Below are 13263 nucleotides of genomic sequence, written 5' to 3' on the forward strand. Positions count from 1 at the left end.
CTTCTGATATAATCAAGATTGTATTACTTGAAGGAGGAAATCTAATGACCTTAGCTAAAATCGTTTATGCAAGCATGACTGGAAATACAGAAGAGATCGCAGATATCGTTGCTGAAGCTTTAGAAAACTTAGATATTGAAGTTGAGATCAACGAATGTACACAAGTTGATCCTGAAGATTTTGAAGATGCAGATATCTGTGTTGTCGCTACATACACTTATGGTGATGGTGAATTACCTGATGAAATCGTTGATTTTTATGAAGAATTACAAGAAATTGATCTGTCTGGAAAAACATACGGTGTATGTGGTTCTGGTGATACTTTCTACGATGATTTTTGTAAATCAGTAGACGACTTCGATGCTGTTTTCACAAAAATTGGTGCTTCAAAAGGAGCAGACAGCGTAAAAGTTGACTTAGCTGCTGAAGAAGCAGACATCCAAAATCTGGAAGCCTTCGCAAAAAAATTAGCTGAAGCTGCAAAGTAGATAAAAATATAAAAAAATTCACCAATCATATGAATGGTGAGTTTTTTTGTATTTAGCCATCAATATCAATCGGTTCGTTCCGTTCTAAAATCTGGTCAATGGCTTCTTTCATCAATCGTTCAATTTGTTGATCACTTGGGTGAATGATACCAGAAGTCATCAAGGCTGCTATTCCAGTTGCAACAATCCACGTTCCCATGTGAAGAGAATTGATTTCCATATCGTTTAATTTTTCATAGACTGGGTCTTGTTTTACTGCGTTAGAAAAATAGCTGTACGAAAATTCCTGCATTCTTTTTCCACCGCCATATTCTTCTAAATAGAGTGCGCGATATAATTTGCTTTCGTTTTTGGCAAAATGAATATAATTTAAAGCTAAGTCCACAATTGTATTATCTGTATGGGAAACAGGAAATACTTCTTTTGCCAAATATAAATGAATCCTTTCAAAGAGTTCTTCTTTTAAGTCGTCCATATTTTTAAATTCTAAATAAATAGGTTGTGTTGAGCATTTCATTTTGGTTGCAATGTTTCGTGCGGTGAATTTCGAAAAGCCTTCAGTGGCCACTACTTCGTATGCAGCATTTAAAATCTGATCTTTAGTAATTGTTTTTTTTCTTGCCATAATCTTTCAATCCCCTCTACCTATACTTTACAACGCTTTCTCATCTATACTAAAGTTATTGTAACATGATTTGTTTATTCTGCAAAATACTAGTCCTTCAAACTTATATTATTTTATTTATTTGATTACACGGGACTTTAGAGACGTTTTTTCTATAATTAAATAATCCTCAAATGCTGCTGGATTATTTGAGTTCACACACTTAACGTGTTATGATATGGACGATTATGCAAATGAAAATCTAGGAGGTTATTCTATGAAAATACCAAATTTTGACGAAACATTAAAAAAATATGCACGGCTAATTGTCGAGACCGGTGTCAATGTTCAAAAAGGTCACAGCATTGTTTTACAAATTAGCGTGGACCAAGCCCCTCTGGCTCGATTAATTACAGAAGAAGCCTATAAATTAGGCGCAGGTGAAGTCATTGTTCAATGGAATGATGATATCATTCAACGTGAATTTTTATTACATGCAGATGAAACATACTTAGAAAATGTTCCTCAATATAAAATAGATCAAACAAATGACTGGGTTAATAAAGGCGCTAGCCGTATCAGTGTGGTTTCATCCAATCCTGATGCTTTAGCTGGTGTAGATACAGATCGTGTAGCAACGTTCCAATCTTCTTCTGGAAAAGCTTTAGTAAACCTAAGAAAAGCAACACAAGCCAATAAAGTCAGCTGGACAGTTGTTGCAGCTGCTGGCAAAGAATGGGCAGCCAAAGTCTTTCCAGAATTAAAAGATAGTGAACAGCAAGTTGATGCACTTTGGAATGAAATTTTTAAAACGACTCGAGTTTATGAAGCAGATCCTGTTGCAGCTTGGAAAGCTCATGACAACAAACTAGCCACTAAGGCAGATGAATTAAACAAAGAACAATTCAAAGCTTTACACTACACAGCACCTGGTACAGACTTAGTAATTGGCTTACCTAAGAATCATTTATGGGAAGGTGCTGGCAGTGATAATGCACGTGGTGAAAAATTCATGGCCAATATGCCCACAGAAGAAGTTTTCACAGCACCTGATAGAAACCATGTCGATGGCGTTGTTTCTAGTACCAAACCATTAAGTTATGCTGGAACGACGATTTCTGGTATGAAATTTACATTTAAAGACGGAAAAGTCATTGATTTCTCCGCAGAACAAGGTGAAGAAGTATTAGGAAAATTACTAGAAACAGATGAAGGTGCGCGTCATTTAGGTGAAGTTGCTTTAGTTCCTGATCCATCACCAATTTCTCAATCTGGAATTATTTTTTACAATACCTTATTTGATGAAAATGCTTCAAATCATTTAGCTTTCGGCTCAGCCTATGCTTTCAACTTACAAGGCGGTACTGAAATGAGTGAAGAGCAATTGACAGAAGCAGGTTTAAATCGAAGCCATACTCATGTTGATTTCATGATTGGATCAAATGAAATGGATATTGATGGGATTAGAGAAGATGGTACACTTGTCCCAATTTTTAGAAATGGTGATTGGGCTTAATTTGACAGACGAACGCACTGATTAAATAAATCAGTGCGTTTTTTGGATTAGAAAGGAGAGGATTATAATGGACTATCCAAAAAAACTCGTTGAAGCAGTTACTGAAAAAATGTCTGAACATAATTTAGAAGGCTTCCTCTCTGGACAAGGTCCTAAAGGTGCAACACTAATGCTAGTAGGGGAAGCTCCTGGCGAAACAGAAATAAAAACAAGTATTCCATTTAGCGGTAAATCTGGAAAAAAACTTGACGGTTGGCTAGCAAATGCTGACTTAAAACGAGAAGATATTTATATTACTAGTACCGTTAGAAGCAGACCTTTCAGTATAAAAAGACAACTCAATAAACGAACGAGCATTGTAGAAACAAAATACCCAAACCGACCGCCAACAAAAACAGAAGTATTGGCTTATGCACCTTTGCTTGACTTTGAAATCCAAACGATTCAACCTAAAATTCTCGTACCTATGGGAAATACTGGTTTAAAACGATTATTGGGAAACAAATATACGATTTCAGATTATCACGGAAAACTACTAGAGTTACCAATTTTAGAGTATTCTCAAAAAGAAAATAAACTAATTGAATCGACTAGAATATATAAACTATTCCCAATCTATCATCCCGCTGCTGTTTTTTACAACAGGAAACTTGAAGTAGATATTCAACAGGATTGGACTTATTTAGCTTCTATATTAAAGAAGCTTTAGTTTGTTTACTGATGAAATTAGTTGTGCCAAATTTCTAAGCATAAATTTGACACAAAATTGGCACAAAATAAAAAAAGACCTTTGAAATCAGCGTTTCAAAGGTCTTTTTTACGTTCCCGACTGGAATCGAACCAGCGGCCTATCGCTTAGGAGGCGATTGCTCTATCCTACTGAGCTACGAGAACATTCTTTAGCTATTTAACTATTAGTATTACTAGATTTCTGGTAAAGCTCATGTAGCCTATTTTACTTTGAGAGTATGGATCTGTCAATTTACTGTTCTCAATGTCTATTTACTTCGTAATTCGAGTTGATATTGTATTTTGTAAACTAATTTGTTTAAATCGAATTGGATAATTAAATTTGAATCAACTGTTACAACTACATATCAAGTACCCGTTTCTTTTATTTGAGAAGATCTACTGAATTCAATTTGTTTTATTGAGTGATGAATAATGCAGTTACTTTCTTGTCAATCAAAAAAAGAAGTGCCCAATACAACTGAACACTTCTGTAATATTTTGTCTCCATTAATTTTTCCACAACTATTTTATTCTTAAGAATATCTCAATGTGCATAATATCATCCATTCTGATGATGAACTTCAATAAATGGCTTTAGCATCATTGAATACAGTAACCATTACGCCTTATGAGCATTTAACAGAATCACCAACATCTCATTCTTCGTAACCTTTTACTTTTTAACATTCATCTTTCCCTTTAACATCTTAATTAAGTAAAGCCCGCCAACCACAATGGCTAAATTTTTACCGATTTTACCATTTCTTGCAACTTTTTCTTCTTTTGTCTTACTCATACTTTTCTCCGCCTTTCGATTTTTGATTTCTACTCACTTCTATACTTCAAATTATAAGAATTTCCAGTTATTTTTGCTAATCATCCGCCTATGAACAAAAAATTCGTAAATGCTTTCAAAGGATGTTACCCTTGAATAATACCGCTAAGAATAAGGGAGGTGTAATTATGCTTGATAAATCTAAAGAAAAAACATTTGCGGAACGTCAAGATAGTTATAAACAAGAAAAAGAAGAAATTTTTAAGAAAGCTTTAGAAGAATACCATGAACAATCTACTGGAGAAACGATTGAAAATGACCAAAACAACGTATAAATATGAATAGGCTAAGTGAGTATGTTAGACAACAAACTCACTTAGCCTATTTTTAAAAATAATCTTCTAAAACAGGTATTCCTTTTACTAAACGTTTATCTAGTGAATCGACCAATTCTTCTTCTCCAGTAATTTTTCCATAAAATCTTAGTTCACTGATTGTTCGATAGCCCATAAAAACTTGAGTCAACGATTGAATCGTGCTTACAAGTAATGCTTCGTCACTTATCAGGTCGGGTTGCTCCTCTAGTTTTCTTACAGTACTTTTTCCTTCTTCGTTAATCAATAATTCCCAGAATCCCTCGTTCCATGAACCATAAGTATCTTCTATCTTAAGATAATATCTTTCGTTATCCCCTGTTTTGAAAGGATATTTATTCAAGAAACTCTGTAAATCAATAATTCTTCCCATCATAAAAGGATCAATTTTCATGTCCACTAAAGGTGCTGGCATCAAATAACTCAAGTTATGACCATCAAATCCTGTTTCTAAGTAAAATTCTTGCGACGATCCATTGTGGGAACCAACAAAACGAGCGATTGATTTAAATGCTTGTTCAGTTAAATATCCCCATTCTTTTATAACAAAACGTTCCCCGCTTGATTGATAAATCAAGTAACCTTTTGCTATCCCTTCTTCATCCTCATACAAAGCAAATTGATTTTCCTGATCCATACCAAAAGTGTATTCTAACCACCAAGATTCTCGAATCACTGCGCCCCGTTGATTTTTTGTTGAAGCGGCATATATGTTTTTGCAAATACTTTTTGCTTCTTCAAAAGTTACACGTTTCATCTGACCAGGAACCGATTTTACATTGGGCCAATCAGCTGCTTTTACTGTATATTTGGTTTGTTCAAATAACTGTTCAAAACCATACTTCCTGTAAAAAGGGTAAGAAAATGGAGCTAAGTAAGCTAGCTCAACCTTATTTTCAGTCAGTTCTTTTAAGAGTTGTTTCATAATAGTCGAGACACCACCTTGTCCGCGGTATTCAGGATAGGAAGAGACACAGCCAATGCCTGCCATTTGATAGCTGGTTCCGTGAAATGCTACTTTAAATGGAGTAGCAATGACTTGACTCGTTAAGAGATTTTCTGAAAAACAACCATAATTCCAAGACTGTTTCACTAGTTTTTTAAACCGTTCTTTACGTTTTTCTGTTTTTTCTACGTTGAATGCGTAGGCGGCCAATTGAAACATTTCTTCGATTTGGTCTTCATTCATTTTTTTCACTTGACTCATTGACCTTACTCCTCCTTGTCTTTCGTAGTTAAGGATAACGCAATAAGGGATTTGTTTAAATAGTTTTGACTTATGTAGTTTATTTGAGTTGCTTTTGCTTGCAGAATATTGGTTAGTATACTCTTCAGCAGTTTGTTTAGTTTGAGAGCTTTTGGTGATTCACTAGTACGGTAACTTCGCTCCCGTTGGTCGCCAAGTACTGTTCATCATCTGCTCTGCGAAGCTATCGCCTATCTATAATTCTTAGAACTGTATCTTTTTGATATTAATGTGCCCGACACTTTATATAGTGATTCTCTAGTACGGTAACTTCGCTCCCGTTGGTCGCCAAGTACTGTTCATCATCTGCTCTGCGAAGCAATCGCCTACCTATAATTCTTAGAACTGCATCTTTTTGATATTAATGTGCCCGACACTTTATATAGTGATTCTCTAGTACGGTAACTTCGCTCCCGTTGGTCGCCAAGTACTGTTCATCATCTGCTCTGCGAAGCAATCGCAGTGATTCACAGCAAAAGAGTGCCCTCAGACACTCTTAATAAGATTCTTCTATCATTTGCAACATTTTACTAAATTGACGTTTTTTAAAGTACATCAAAATCGTTCCTAACACTGCATCATTTATTTTTTGCAAAAATCCGAATGATTCCATTTTTTCGGTATAATGAATTTCACATGAGTTATCATCAATTGGCACGATTTCATAGCCCACTGAAAAATTGTTTTTAGTCGTTGATGTTCGGAAGTGGTACGATGAATTGTCGACGATTTTTTCGACCTTGATTTTTGCTCGGCTGTTTTTAGAAAATGATTTTACATATTCAAAATTATTCAATTGTTTTTTTGTTAAACTTTTCCCAGTATGCTTACGGATATCAAAAAGAACAGAATCAATCACTTTATCATAAAAGTAAGGTGCTGGAATATTTAATTTTTTAGTAATCTCCATTATTTTTTCACCTCATTATTTTGTTTCTTTGCTTTTTCTTCTTCAATTTTTTTCCCTTTGAAAAAGAAATAACCGCCAACAAGCACTAAGAAAATCCCTGTTGTCATGCTTAACAAATCATAGTTCATTGAAGTAGGATTTACTGTATATAAAATTATTATAAAACCGATACTGCATATAAACAAGCCGTTTCTAACCATCTGTCATCCGTCCAATCTTTTTTTAAACTGCTACCGCTTGGAAATATAAAACACCGCCCCAAGGTTGTGCTTTGATTAATTCTTTTGCTTTTTTAGCCGCTTCTTCTTTATCTCCAGTGACATCAAACGCTAATTTAATCCCTTGTTTTTGTTTAAATGTATACGTGAAATCACCACCGTCATAGTTTTCTAATAAGTTTTTGATTTCTTCTTGTTGCATTGCACTTGCGATTGTAATCATCTTAACTTCTCCTTACAATAAGCAGTTGCTTTCACTCCATTTGAAGTGAAAGCAACATGCTATTCAATTTTTTTTATTCGAAATCTGTTGGTTCCATTTTATTAGCCGCAATGACAAATGGTGCCCAGATAAGGAATGTTGCAACCATAGCCACGATCGTTACGATTGGCGCTCTCCAGTCTCCACCTGTTGCTAAGAATGATAGCAATACCGGAGGAACAACCCATGTTATTTGTTGTGTAACTGGTGCTACCAATCCCAAGTAAGTCGCTAACCATCCAATTGTAGTTGCTACTACTGGAGCTACTAAGAATGGAACAAACATGATTGGATTTAATACGATTGGTAAACCAAACATGATTGGTTCGTTAATATTAAAGATACCAGGTCCTAATGATAATTTACCAACAGTTAGGTAGTCTGCACGTTTAGAGAACAACAAGATTGCGATAATCAATACAATTGTTCCCCCAGATCCGCCAAACCATGCAAATGCATCGAATGAACCACGAACCCACATATAAGCTTTTCCATCATCGATGGCTTTCAAGACTGCTGGTGTACCAGTTAATCCTTTGTATCCTTTTTGGAAAATATCAATATTGATTAATTGCGCTTGTCCCCAGATACCTTCTAAAACTGGTGCCAATACGTTTGGACCATGAATACCGAAGAACCAGAAAATTTGAACAAAAATCGTTACGATTAATACCGCGCCAAGCCCTTGAGATAATCCTAAGAATGGTTCCGCAATATATTTTTGAACTAGATCAATAATCAATTGACCATTTGTAAATTTACCAACTACATAGTTAATAATTGCAATAACATATAATGCGATCGTTGCTGGTAAAATTGCAGCGAACGCTTTTGATACTGCCGGCGGAACTGAATCAGGCATTTTGATTGTGATATTCGCCAACATTAATTTACAGAAGATAATAACGGAAATAGCACCCATAATCATTACCGTAAAGTATGCGTTTCCATTTAAGTGATCTAATTTTAACCAACCCCAACCGCCTGCTGTTAAGCCTTCTGCTGTTGCTGACCAACCACTTGTTGCGGAGTTTTCATTGATTTTATTCATCAACTCTTTTGGAACAGCTGTTTCTAATGTATTAGAGTAAGAAAAAGCAATTCCTTGAATTAAAGTTGCCAAACCAACGATACCACCAGCTAGGTCGTTTACTTTATATGCTCTTGCTAGATTATATCCCCAAGAAAAGGCAAAAATCAAACCAGCAATCGCCAACGTACCATTCCAAACAAACCCGTTGATACCAATAATAACATTAATAACTGAAAAAATTCCTTTGTCTGCCGCAAGATTTGCTGCATAGTCAGAGAAAAACTGCTGAGGTAAGTCACGAATCATCGCATTAATCATTACTGCGATTGATCCGGCCATCGTTGCCGGCATTGTTCCAATAAAAGCATCCCGTAACGCAACCAAATGTTTCTGCCCACCGATTTTACCGGCTACTGGCAGAATGTACTTCTCCATCCAGGCTGTTAATCCATTCATTTTTTGTTCCCCCTATAAGTAATATTTATCCAAAGAGTTATGATACTCTTTAAACCAAATGTTATTAAAGTCCCGTTCAAAAAACTTTAATCTCTACTTTCTTCCGTTCAAAAAAGAAAATAATACAGCTTACTCGTTATTCATACGACGATACAAATCAATCACTTCTTTTGCTAAATCAGTGAATGCAATCGCTGTCATTAAATGGTCCTGACTATGAACTGTTAACAACGTCACTTGGATATGATTCCCTTGCGCTTCTTGTGTTAACATTCCTGTTTGAGAATGGTGGGCATGTACTAAGGATTCTTCAGCATCAATAATTTTTTGATCTGCTAATTCAAAGTTTCCTTCTTTAGCAGCCGCTATCGCTTCCATTGCATCGCTTTTTGCATTCCCTCCATACATAATCAAACCCATAATCGCCTCAATATTTTGTTGCTCTTCCACTTTTGTAGCTCCGTTCATTTTTTATTTATCCATTAAAGAAATTGCTTGATCTAGAACTTTTTCACCGTTCATCATACCATAATCAGACATATTGATTACGTCAAAAGGAATTCCTTTTGGTGCTAATTTTTGCTCGAATTGTGCTTTCATAAAACGAACTTGCGGGCCTAAAAGTAAAACGTTTACATCTTTTGCTTCTAAGTTGTTATCGGCATCTGATGCGGATACTGCGAAGATATCTGCTTCCATTCCACGTTCTTCTGCTGCTTTTTGCATTTTCGTTACTAATAAACTTGTACTCATTCCTGCTGAACATACTAACATAATTGTTTTTTTTGCCATTTTTTACACTCCCTTTAGTTAATTGTCTTTACACTTTTATATAAAGCAAGAAGTGTGCCAAAAACATGTATAGACCAAAACCAGTAATAACAAGGTTTTGGTCTATACAGATTGTGTACACACTATTATTTTTTTATTACACACTGATTTTTGTGTGCGCTTTCTTTACTTATATAGATGGGTTTCTTGATTAAAAAACTAATTTTTTTTAATTGAAGCCATTATTCTCAGTTAACTCTTTAAACCAATAACCACTTTTCTTAATCGTTCTTTTTGCATTTTGATCTAGGTCGACTGCAATAAATCCGTAGCGATTTTTATATGCATTTAGCCATGACCAGTTATCCATACATGTCCACATGTGATATCCTTGAACTTGGCTACCTTCTTGAATGGCTTGATGCACCCATTTCAAGTGATCCGTTACAAATTCGATCCGGTAATCGTCTTCAATCATTCCATCAGCATTGACAAAACGTTCTTCGCCTTCTACTCCCATACCGTTTTCAGAAATATAGCAACGGATATTGTCATAGTTTTCTTTGATATTCATCAATGTATCATAAATACCTTTTTCATATATTTCCCAACCACGATAAGGATTCATTTTTTTCCCAGGCATATCGTACACATCATAAAAATCTTCTGGTAAAATGCTGTTTCCAGTTATCTCAATAGGCGTTTCTTTGGCTTTTACTCTACGTGGCTGATAATAATTCACACCTAAAAGATCAATCGTATTTTCGGCTATTACTGCTAAATCTTCTGATGTTGTTTCCGGCATCAAATCGTTTTCTTTAACCCATTCTACGATATCTTCTGGGAACTTTCCTTTGACAGCTGGATCTAAAAACGAACGATTAAACAAGCCGTCTACTAAACGAGCTGCTTTAACATCTGCTTCGTTTTGAGGATCTCTTGGATAGCTAGGAGTCAAATTAAGAACAATCCCAATTTCGCCAGTCAAATTCATGCTATGGTATACTTTGATGGCTTTTGCACTTGCCAAGGCTTCATGATAGGCAACTTGAACCCCATGTTTTAAGTTTACTTCATCAGGATAATGCCACCCATATAAGTAACCACCTTCAACTGGTACAATCGGTTCATTGTGTGTAAACCATTTTTTCACGCGATCTCCAAATAGTTCAAAACAAGTCTTCGCATAAAAAACATACTGGTCAACAACCTCTCGATTAAGCCAACCACCTTTTTCCTGTAGAGCCATCGGCATATCAAAATGATATAAGTTAAAAAATGGTTCAATATCATTTTCTATTAATTTGTTGATAACATCATTATAAAAATCCACCGCTTTTTGGTTGACAGCTCCAGTTTCTGGATCAGGGATCAATCTACTCCATTGAATCGATGTTCTAAAGGAATTATGACCTGTGGCTTTCATTAATTGAATATCTTCATGATATTTTTTATAAAATTGAGAGGTTTTGTCTGGACCTACTTCGTTAAAAAATTTTTCTGGTTTTTCCTCATACCAAAAATCCCAGATATTTTGAGCTTTTCCATCTCCTTCAAAAACACCTTCCGTTTGTGGACCGCTGGCAGCAGAACCCCACCAAAAACCTTTTGGGAACTGATAATTCATAATAGTCATCTCCTAAAATAAATTCATTTGAAAATAGATAAAATCTCCTAGAGATTGAGATCAAACTGTTGTTTAGTTTTATCTCAACCTCACTTAGGAAGATTTTATCTATTCGTTCTTTCATTATGCTTGAGCTTGTTCTTCCTTAGCTAATGCTTCTGCCTCTTCTTTTAAGAATTGAGCAGTCGCTACTTTAACAAATGGAATATAAATCAAGATAGAAATCACTAAGTTCACTGCGGCCAATACTCCACCTGCAATACTCTTAGTTGCTAAGAATCCACCAATGATCGGTGGTGTTACCCACGGTGGCATAAATGTCGCACCTGGAACTAGTCCTGTTGACGTTGCAATATAAGCTGTTGTTACAAGAACCATTGGTGTAATGATAAATGGAATAAACATGATCGGATTCAATACGATCGGAAGTCCAAACATCACTGGTTCGTTAATGTTGAAAACACCTGGCGCTAAACTTAAGTTTGTAATCACTTTAAATGGTTTATTTTTACGTCCTACTAGGAAAATTGCAATCAATAAACCTAAAGTAGCACCAGTTCCTCCTAAGTTTACAAATGAATCAAAGAAAGGTTTGTTTACGATATAAGGAATTTTTTCTCCTGCTTCTAAGGCTTTGATATTTGCATCAATCGCTGGTACATTGATTGTTTGCATCAAAGGATCGATCATGTTGGCACCGTGTAATCCAAAGAACCATAAGAATGGTGTAATAAATGCTAATAGTAACGCAGATGGGTAGCTATTTGCTAATCCCATAAATGGTTTTTGAACTGCTTCGTAGAATGATACGACGATATTTTCAATCCCAAATCCAAATAAAATTGATGTGATTAAACTAAAAAGACTGATTGTGATCATTGCAGGTAATAATGCTGCAAATGATTTAGCAACAGCTGGTGGAACACCATCTGGCATTTTGATAACTAATTTATCGTTTCCTACTAATCGTTGGAAAATTTCTCCTGAAATAAGTGCAATAACTAAAGCAATAAATAATCCTGTTGCGTCTGTTCCGCTTAGTCCGCCTACTGCAAAGAATGAGGCAACTGACACAGTTCCTGCTGCAATACCATCTTTCCCGTAAGATTTAACTAAGTTATAAGCAACTAAGAATGCAATTAAAATTGAAAAAATTGCGAATGTCCCATTCCAGATATTTCCACCAAAACTTTTCCAAATCGGTGCATCATTAACGATCATTGGAAATAGTTTATCCATTAATTCTGGAAATCCAGGAATCGGTAAGTTATTGATAAGCACAGCTAGCGCTCCTAAAATCATTAATGGCATCGTAACGACAAATGCATCACGAATTGCCACCAAGTGACGTTGAGCTGCAATCACTGAAGCTTTCGGCATAAAATGTTTTTCCATCCATTGAACAAATCCGTCCATTGTTGTATATCCCCCTAAACAATATTTATTTAAAAAGCACTTAGGCTCTTCAAATCAGTTTTAAAATTGTGCTCCTAATGTGAAGCGTTCTCATTTCTGTTACTTTTATTCAAAGAGTATTATTTCTCTTTACTCGTTGTCCATACGACGATATAAATCAATAATCTCTTTTGCTAAATCAGTAAATGCGATTGATGTCATCAAGTGATCTTGACTATGGACTGTCAATAGCGTTACTTGGATATGATTTCCTTGTGCTTCTTGTGTTAGCATTCCTGTTTGAGAATGATGTGCTTGTACTAAAGATTCTTCTGCATCAATAATTTTTTGATCTGCTAATTCAAAGTTTCCTGCTTTCGCTGCAGCAATCGCTTCCATTGCATCGCTTTTGGCATTTCCTCCATACATAATCAAACCCATAATTGCTTCTAAATTTTGTTGCTCTTCCATAGTCTAAAACTCCATTCATTTTTATTTTTTAATTAGTTATCCATTAACTCAATTGCTCGGTCTAGAACTTTTTCACCGTTCATCATACCGTAATCAGACATGTTGATTACATCAAAAGGAATTCCCTTTGGTGCTAATTTTTGCTCAAATTGTGCTTTCATGAAACGAACTTGCGGGCCTAAAAGTAATACGTTTACATCTTTAGCTTCTAAGTTATTATCAGCATCTGATGCGGATACTGCGAAGATATCTGCTTCCATCCCACGATCTTCTGCTGCTTTTTGCATTTTTGTTACTAATAAACTTGTACTCATTCCTGCTGAACAGACAAGCATGATTGTTTTTTTAGTCATTATTAGTCACTCCTTCTAATTAGTTGTACTTA

Annotated in this window: 17 protein-coding genes and 1 tRNA gene; 4 read left to right on the forward strand and 14 right to left on the reverse strand. The window is 35.4% G+C overall.

What is annotated here, in order from left to right; all coding sequences use genetic code 11:
* The first annotated feature begins 44 nt into the window (after window positions 1-44).
* Entirely contained in the window at window positions 45-488 is a 444-nt protein-coding gene (locus AC4BB2_RS10405; protein ID WP_490472869.1) for a flavodoxin, read from the forward strand.
* Window positions 489-540: 52 nt separating this feature from the next.
* Here the strand turns inward: AC4BB2_RS10405 and AC4BB2_RS10410 are convergent, their stop codons facing one another.
* Entirely contained in the window at window positions 541-1113 is a 573-nt protein-coding gene (locus AC4BB2_RS10410) for a TetR/AcrR family transcriptional regulator (protein WP_490472870.1), read from the reverse strand.
* A 256-nt stretch (window positions 1114-1369) separates the two neighbouring features.
* Between AC4BB2_RS10410 and AC4BB2_RS10415 the strand changes: the two genes are divergently transcribed.
* Together AC4BB2_RS10415 and AC4BB2_RS10420 are read left to right on the forward strand one after the other, a co-directional pair.
* Window positions 1370-2608: an aminopeptidase gene (locus AC4BB2_RS10415; RefSeq protein WP_490472871.1), complete on the forward strand. Its 1239-nt coding sequence runs from the start codon at window positions 1370-1372 to the stop codon at window positions 2606-2608.
* Between the two features lie 67 nt (window positions 2609-2675).
* Window positions 2676-3317, forward strand: coding sequence for a uracil-DNA glycosylase (locus AC4BB2_RS10420; RefSeq protein WP_490472872.1), 642 nt, complete (start codon window positions 2676-2678; stop codon window positions 3315-3317).
* 111 nt (window positions 3318-3428) lie between these two features.
* On the opposite strand, the gene AC4BB2_RS10425 is transcribed toward AC4BB2_RS10420, so the two are convergent.
* Both AC4BB2_RS10425 and AC4BB2_RS10430 read right to left on the reverse strand, forming a co-directional pair.
* Window positions 3429-3502 (reverse strand) — tRNA-Arg (locus AC4BB2_RS10425).
* Window positions 3503-4013: 511 nt separating this feature from the next.
* Window positions 4014-4136, reverse strand: a complete 123-nt coding sequence (locus AC4BB2_RS10430; protein WP_490472873.1) for a hypothetical protein — start codon at window positions 4134-4136, stop codon at window positions 4014-4016.
* 167 nt (window positions 4137-4303) lie between these two features.
* On the opposite strand from AC4BB2_RS10430, the gene AC4BB2_RS10435 reads away from it, so the two are divergent.
* The gene (locus AC4BB2_RS10435) at window positions 4304-4450 is read left to right on the forward strand and encodes a hypothetical protein (RefSeq protein ID WP_490472874.1); all 147 of its coding nucleotides are present in this window, start codon (window positions 4304-4306) and stop codon (window positions 4448-4450) included.
* Between the two features lie 52 nt (window positions 4451-4502).
* On the opposite strand, the gene AC4BB2_RS10440 is transcribed toward AC4BB2_RS10435, so the two are convergent.
* From AC4BB2_RS10440 to AC4BB2_RS10490, 11 genes are all read right to left on the reverse strand, one after another.
* Window positions 4503-5696, reverse strand: a complete 1194-nt coding sequence (locus AC4BB2_RS10440) for a GNAT family N-acetyltransferase (RefSeq protein WP_490472875.1) — start codon at window positions 5694-5696, stop codon at window positions 4503-4505.
* Window positions 5697-6231: 535 nt separating this feature from the next.
* Window positions 6232-6645, reverse strand: a complete 414-nt coding sequence (locus AC4BB2_RS10445) for a DUF3284 domain-containing protein (RefSeq protein WP_490472876.1) — start codon at window positions 6643-6645, stop codon at window positions 6232-6234.
* Complete coding sequence (locus AC4BB2_RS10450) at window positions 6645-6845, reverse strand: DUF3188 domain-containing protein (protein WP_490472877.1); 201 nt, start codon at window positions 6843-6845, stop codon at window positions 6645-6647. The genes AC4BB2_RS10445 and AC4BB2_RS10450 overlap by 1 nt, the downstream gene beginning before the upstream one ends.
* Before the next feature lie 22 nt (window positions 6846-6867).
* Complete coding sequence (locus AC4BB2_RS10455) at window positions 6868-7086, reverse strand: hypothetical protein (protein WP_490472878.1); 219 nt, start codon at window positions 7084-7086, stop codon at window positions 6868-6870.
* 73 nt (window positions 7087-7159) lie between these two features.
* Entirely contained in the window at window positions 7160-8614 is a 1455-nt protein-coding gene (locus AC4BB2_RS10460) for a PTS sugar transporter subunit IIC (protein WP_490472879.1), read from the reverse strand.
* A 129-nt stretch (window positions 8615-8743) separates the two neighbouring features.
* On the reverse strand, window positions 8744-9064 hold the full coding sequence (locus AC4BB2_RS10465; RefSeq protein WP_490474691.1) for a PTS lactose/cellobiose transporter subunit IIA: 321 nt from the start codon (window positions 9062-9064) through the stop codon (window positions 8744-8746).
* Window positions 9065-9085: 21 nt separating this feature from the next.
* Window positions 9086-9406 (reverse strand): PTS sugar transporter subunit IIB, encoded by a 321-nt coding sequence (locus AC4BB2_RS10470; RefSeq protein WP_490472880.1) that lies wholly within the window; start codon window positions 9404-9406, stop codon window positions 9086-9088.
* A gap of 208 nt (window positions 9407-9614) precedes the next feature.
* Window positions 9615-11012, reverse strand: coding sequence for a glycoside hydrolase family 1 protein (locus AC4BB2_RS10475; protein ID WP_490472881.1), 1398 nt, complete (start codon window positions 11010-11012; stop codon window positions 9615-9617).
* A 123-nt stretch (window positions 11013-11135) separates the two neighbouring features.
* A complete protein-coding gene (locus AC4BB2_RS10480; RefSeq protein ID WP_490472882.1) occupies window positions 11136-12428 on the reverse strand; it encodes a PTS sugar transporter subunit IIC in 1293 nt (430 codons plus the stop codon).
* A 129-nt stretch (window positions 12429-12557) separates the two neighbouring features.
* Entirely contained in the window at window positions 12558-12878 is a 321-nt protein-coding gene (locus AC4BB2_RS10485) for a PTS lactose/cellobiose transporter subunit IIA (protein WP_490472883.1), read from the reverse strand.
* Between the two features lie 32 nt (window positions 12879-12910).
* The gene (locus AC4BB2_RS10490) at window positions 12911-13231 is read right to left on the reverse strand and encodes a PTS sugar transporter subunit IIB (RefSeq protein ID WP_490472884.1); all 321 of its coding nucleotides are present in this window, start codon (window positions 13229-13231) and stop codon (window positions 12911-12913) included.
* Between the last annotated feature and the right edge of the window lie 32 nt (window positions 13232-13263).

The organism is Enterococcus sp. AAFC-DPL-5146 (assembly GCF_058216635.1).

Bases quoted from the DNA above. Each gene is read 5' to 3' on its own strand.
- AC4BB2_RS10405 (WP_490472869.1), top strand. From the start codon at position 45: ATGACCTTAGCTAAAATCGTTTATGCAAGCATGACTGGAAATACAGAA.
- AC4BB2_RS10410 (WP_490472870.1), bottom strand. From the start codon at position 1,113: ATGGCAAGAAAAAAAACAATTACTAAAGATCAGATTTTAAATGCTGCA.
- AC4BB2_RS10415 (WP_490472871.1), top strand. From the start codon at position 1,370: ATGAAAATACCAAATTTTGACGAAACATTAAAAAAATATGCACGGCTA.
- AC4BB2_RS10420 (WP_490472872.1), top strand. From the start codon at position 2,676: ATGGACTATCCAAAAAAACTCGTTGAAGCAGTTACTGAAAAAATGTCT.
- AC4BB2_RS10430 (WP_490472873.1), bottom strand. From the start codon at position 4,136: ATGAGTAAGACAAAAGAAGAAAAAGTTGCAAGAAATGGTAAAATCGGT.
- AC4BB2_RS10435 (WP_490472874.1), top strand. From the start codon at position 4,304: ATGCTTGATAAATCTAAAGAAAAAACATTTGCGGAACGTCAAGATAGT.
- AC4BB2_RS10440 (WP_490472875.1), bottom strand. From the start codon at position 5,696: ATGAGTCAAGTGAAAAAAATGAATGAAGACCAAATCGAAGAAATGTTT.
- AC4BB2_RS10445 (WP_490472876.1), bottom strand. From the start codon at position 6,645: ATGGAGATTACTAAAAAATTAAATATTCCAGCACCTTACTTTTATGAT.
- AC4BB2_RS10450 (WP_490472877.1), bottom strand. From the start codon at position 6,845: ATGGTTAGAAACGGCTTGTTTATATGCAGTATCGGTTTTATAATAATT.
- AC4BB2_RS10455 (WP_490472878.1), bottom strand. From the start codon at position 7,086: ATGATTACAATCGCAAGTGCAATGCAACAAGAAGAAATCAAAAACTTA.
- AC4BB2_RS10460 (WP_490472879.1), bottom strand. From the start codon at position 8,614: ATGAATGGATTAACAGCCTGGATGGAGAAGTACATTCTGCCAGTAGCC.
- AC4BB2_RS10470 (WP_490472880.1), bottom strand. From the start codon at position 9,406: ATGGCAAAAAAAACAATTATGTTAGTATGTTCAGCAGGAATGAGTACA.
- AC4BB2_RS10475 (WP_490472881.1), bottom strand. From the start codon at position 11,012: ATGAATTATCAGTTCCCAAAAGGTTTTTGGTGGGGTTCTGCTGCCAGC.
- AC4BB2_RS10480 (WP_490472882.1), bottom strand. From the start codon at position 12,428: ATGGACGGATTTGTTCAATGGATGGAAAAACATTTTATGCCGAAAGCT.
- AC4BB2_RS10485 (WP_490472883.1), bottom strand. From the start codon at position 12,878: ATGGAAGAGCAACAAAATTTAGAAGCAATTATGGGTTTGATTATGTAT.
- AC4BB2_RS10490 (WP_490472884.1), bottom strand. From the start codon at position 13,231: ATGACTAAAAAAACAATCATGCTTGTCTGTTCAGCAGGAATGAGTACA.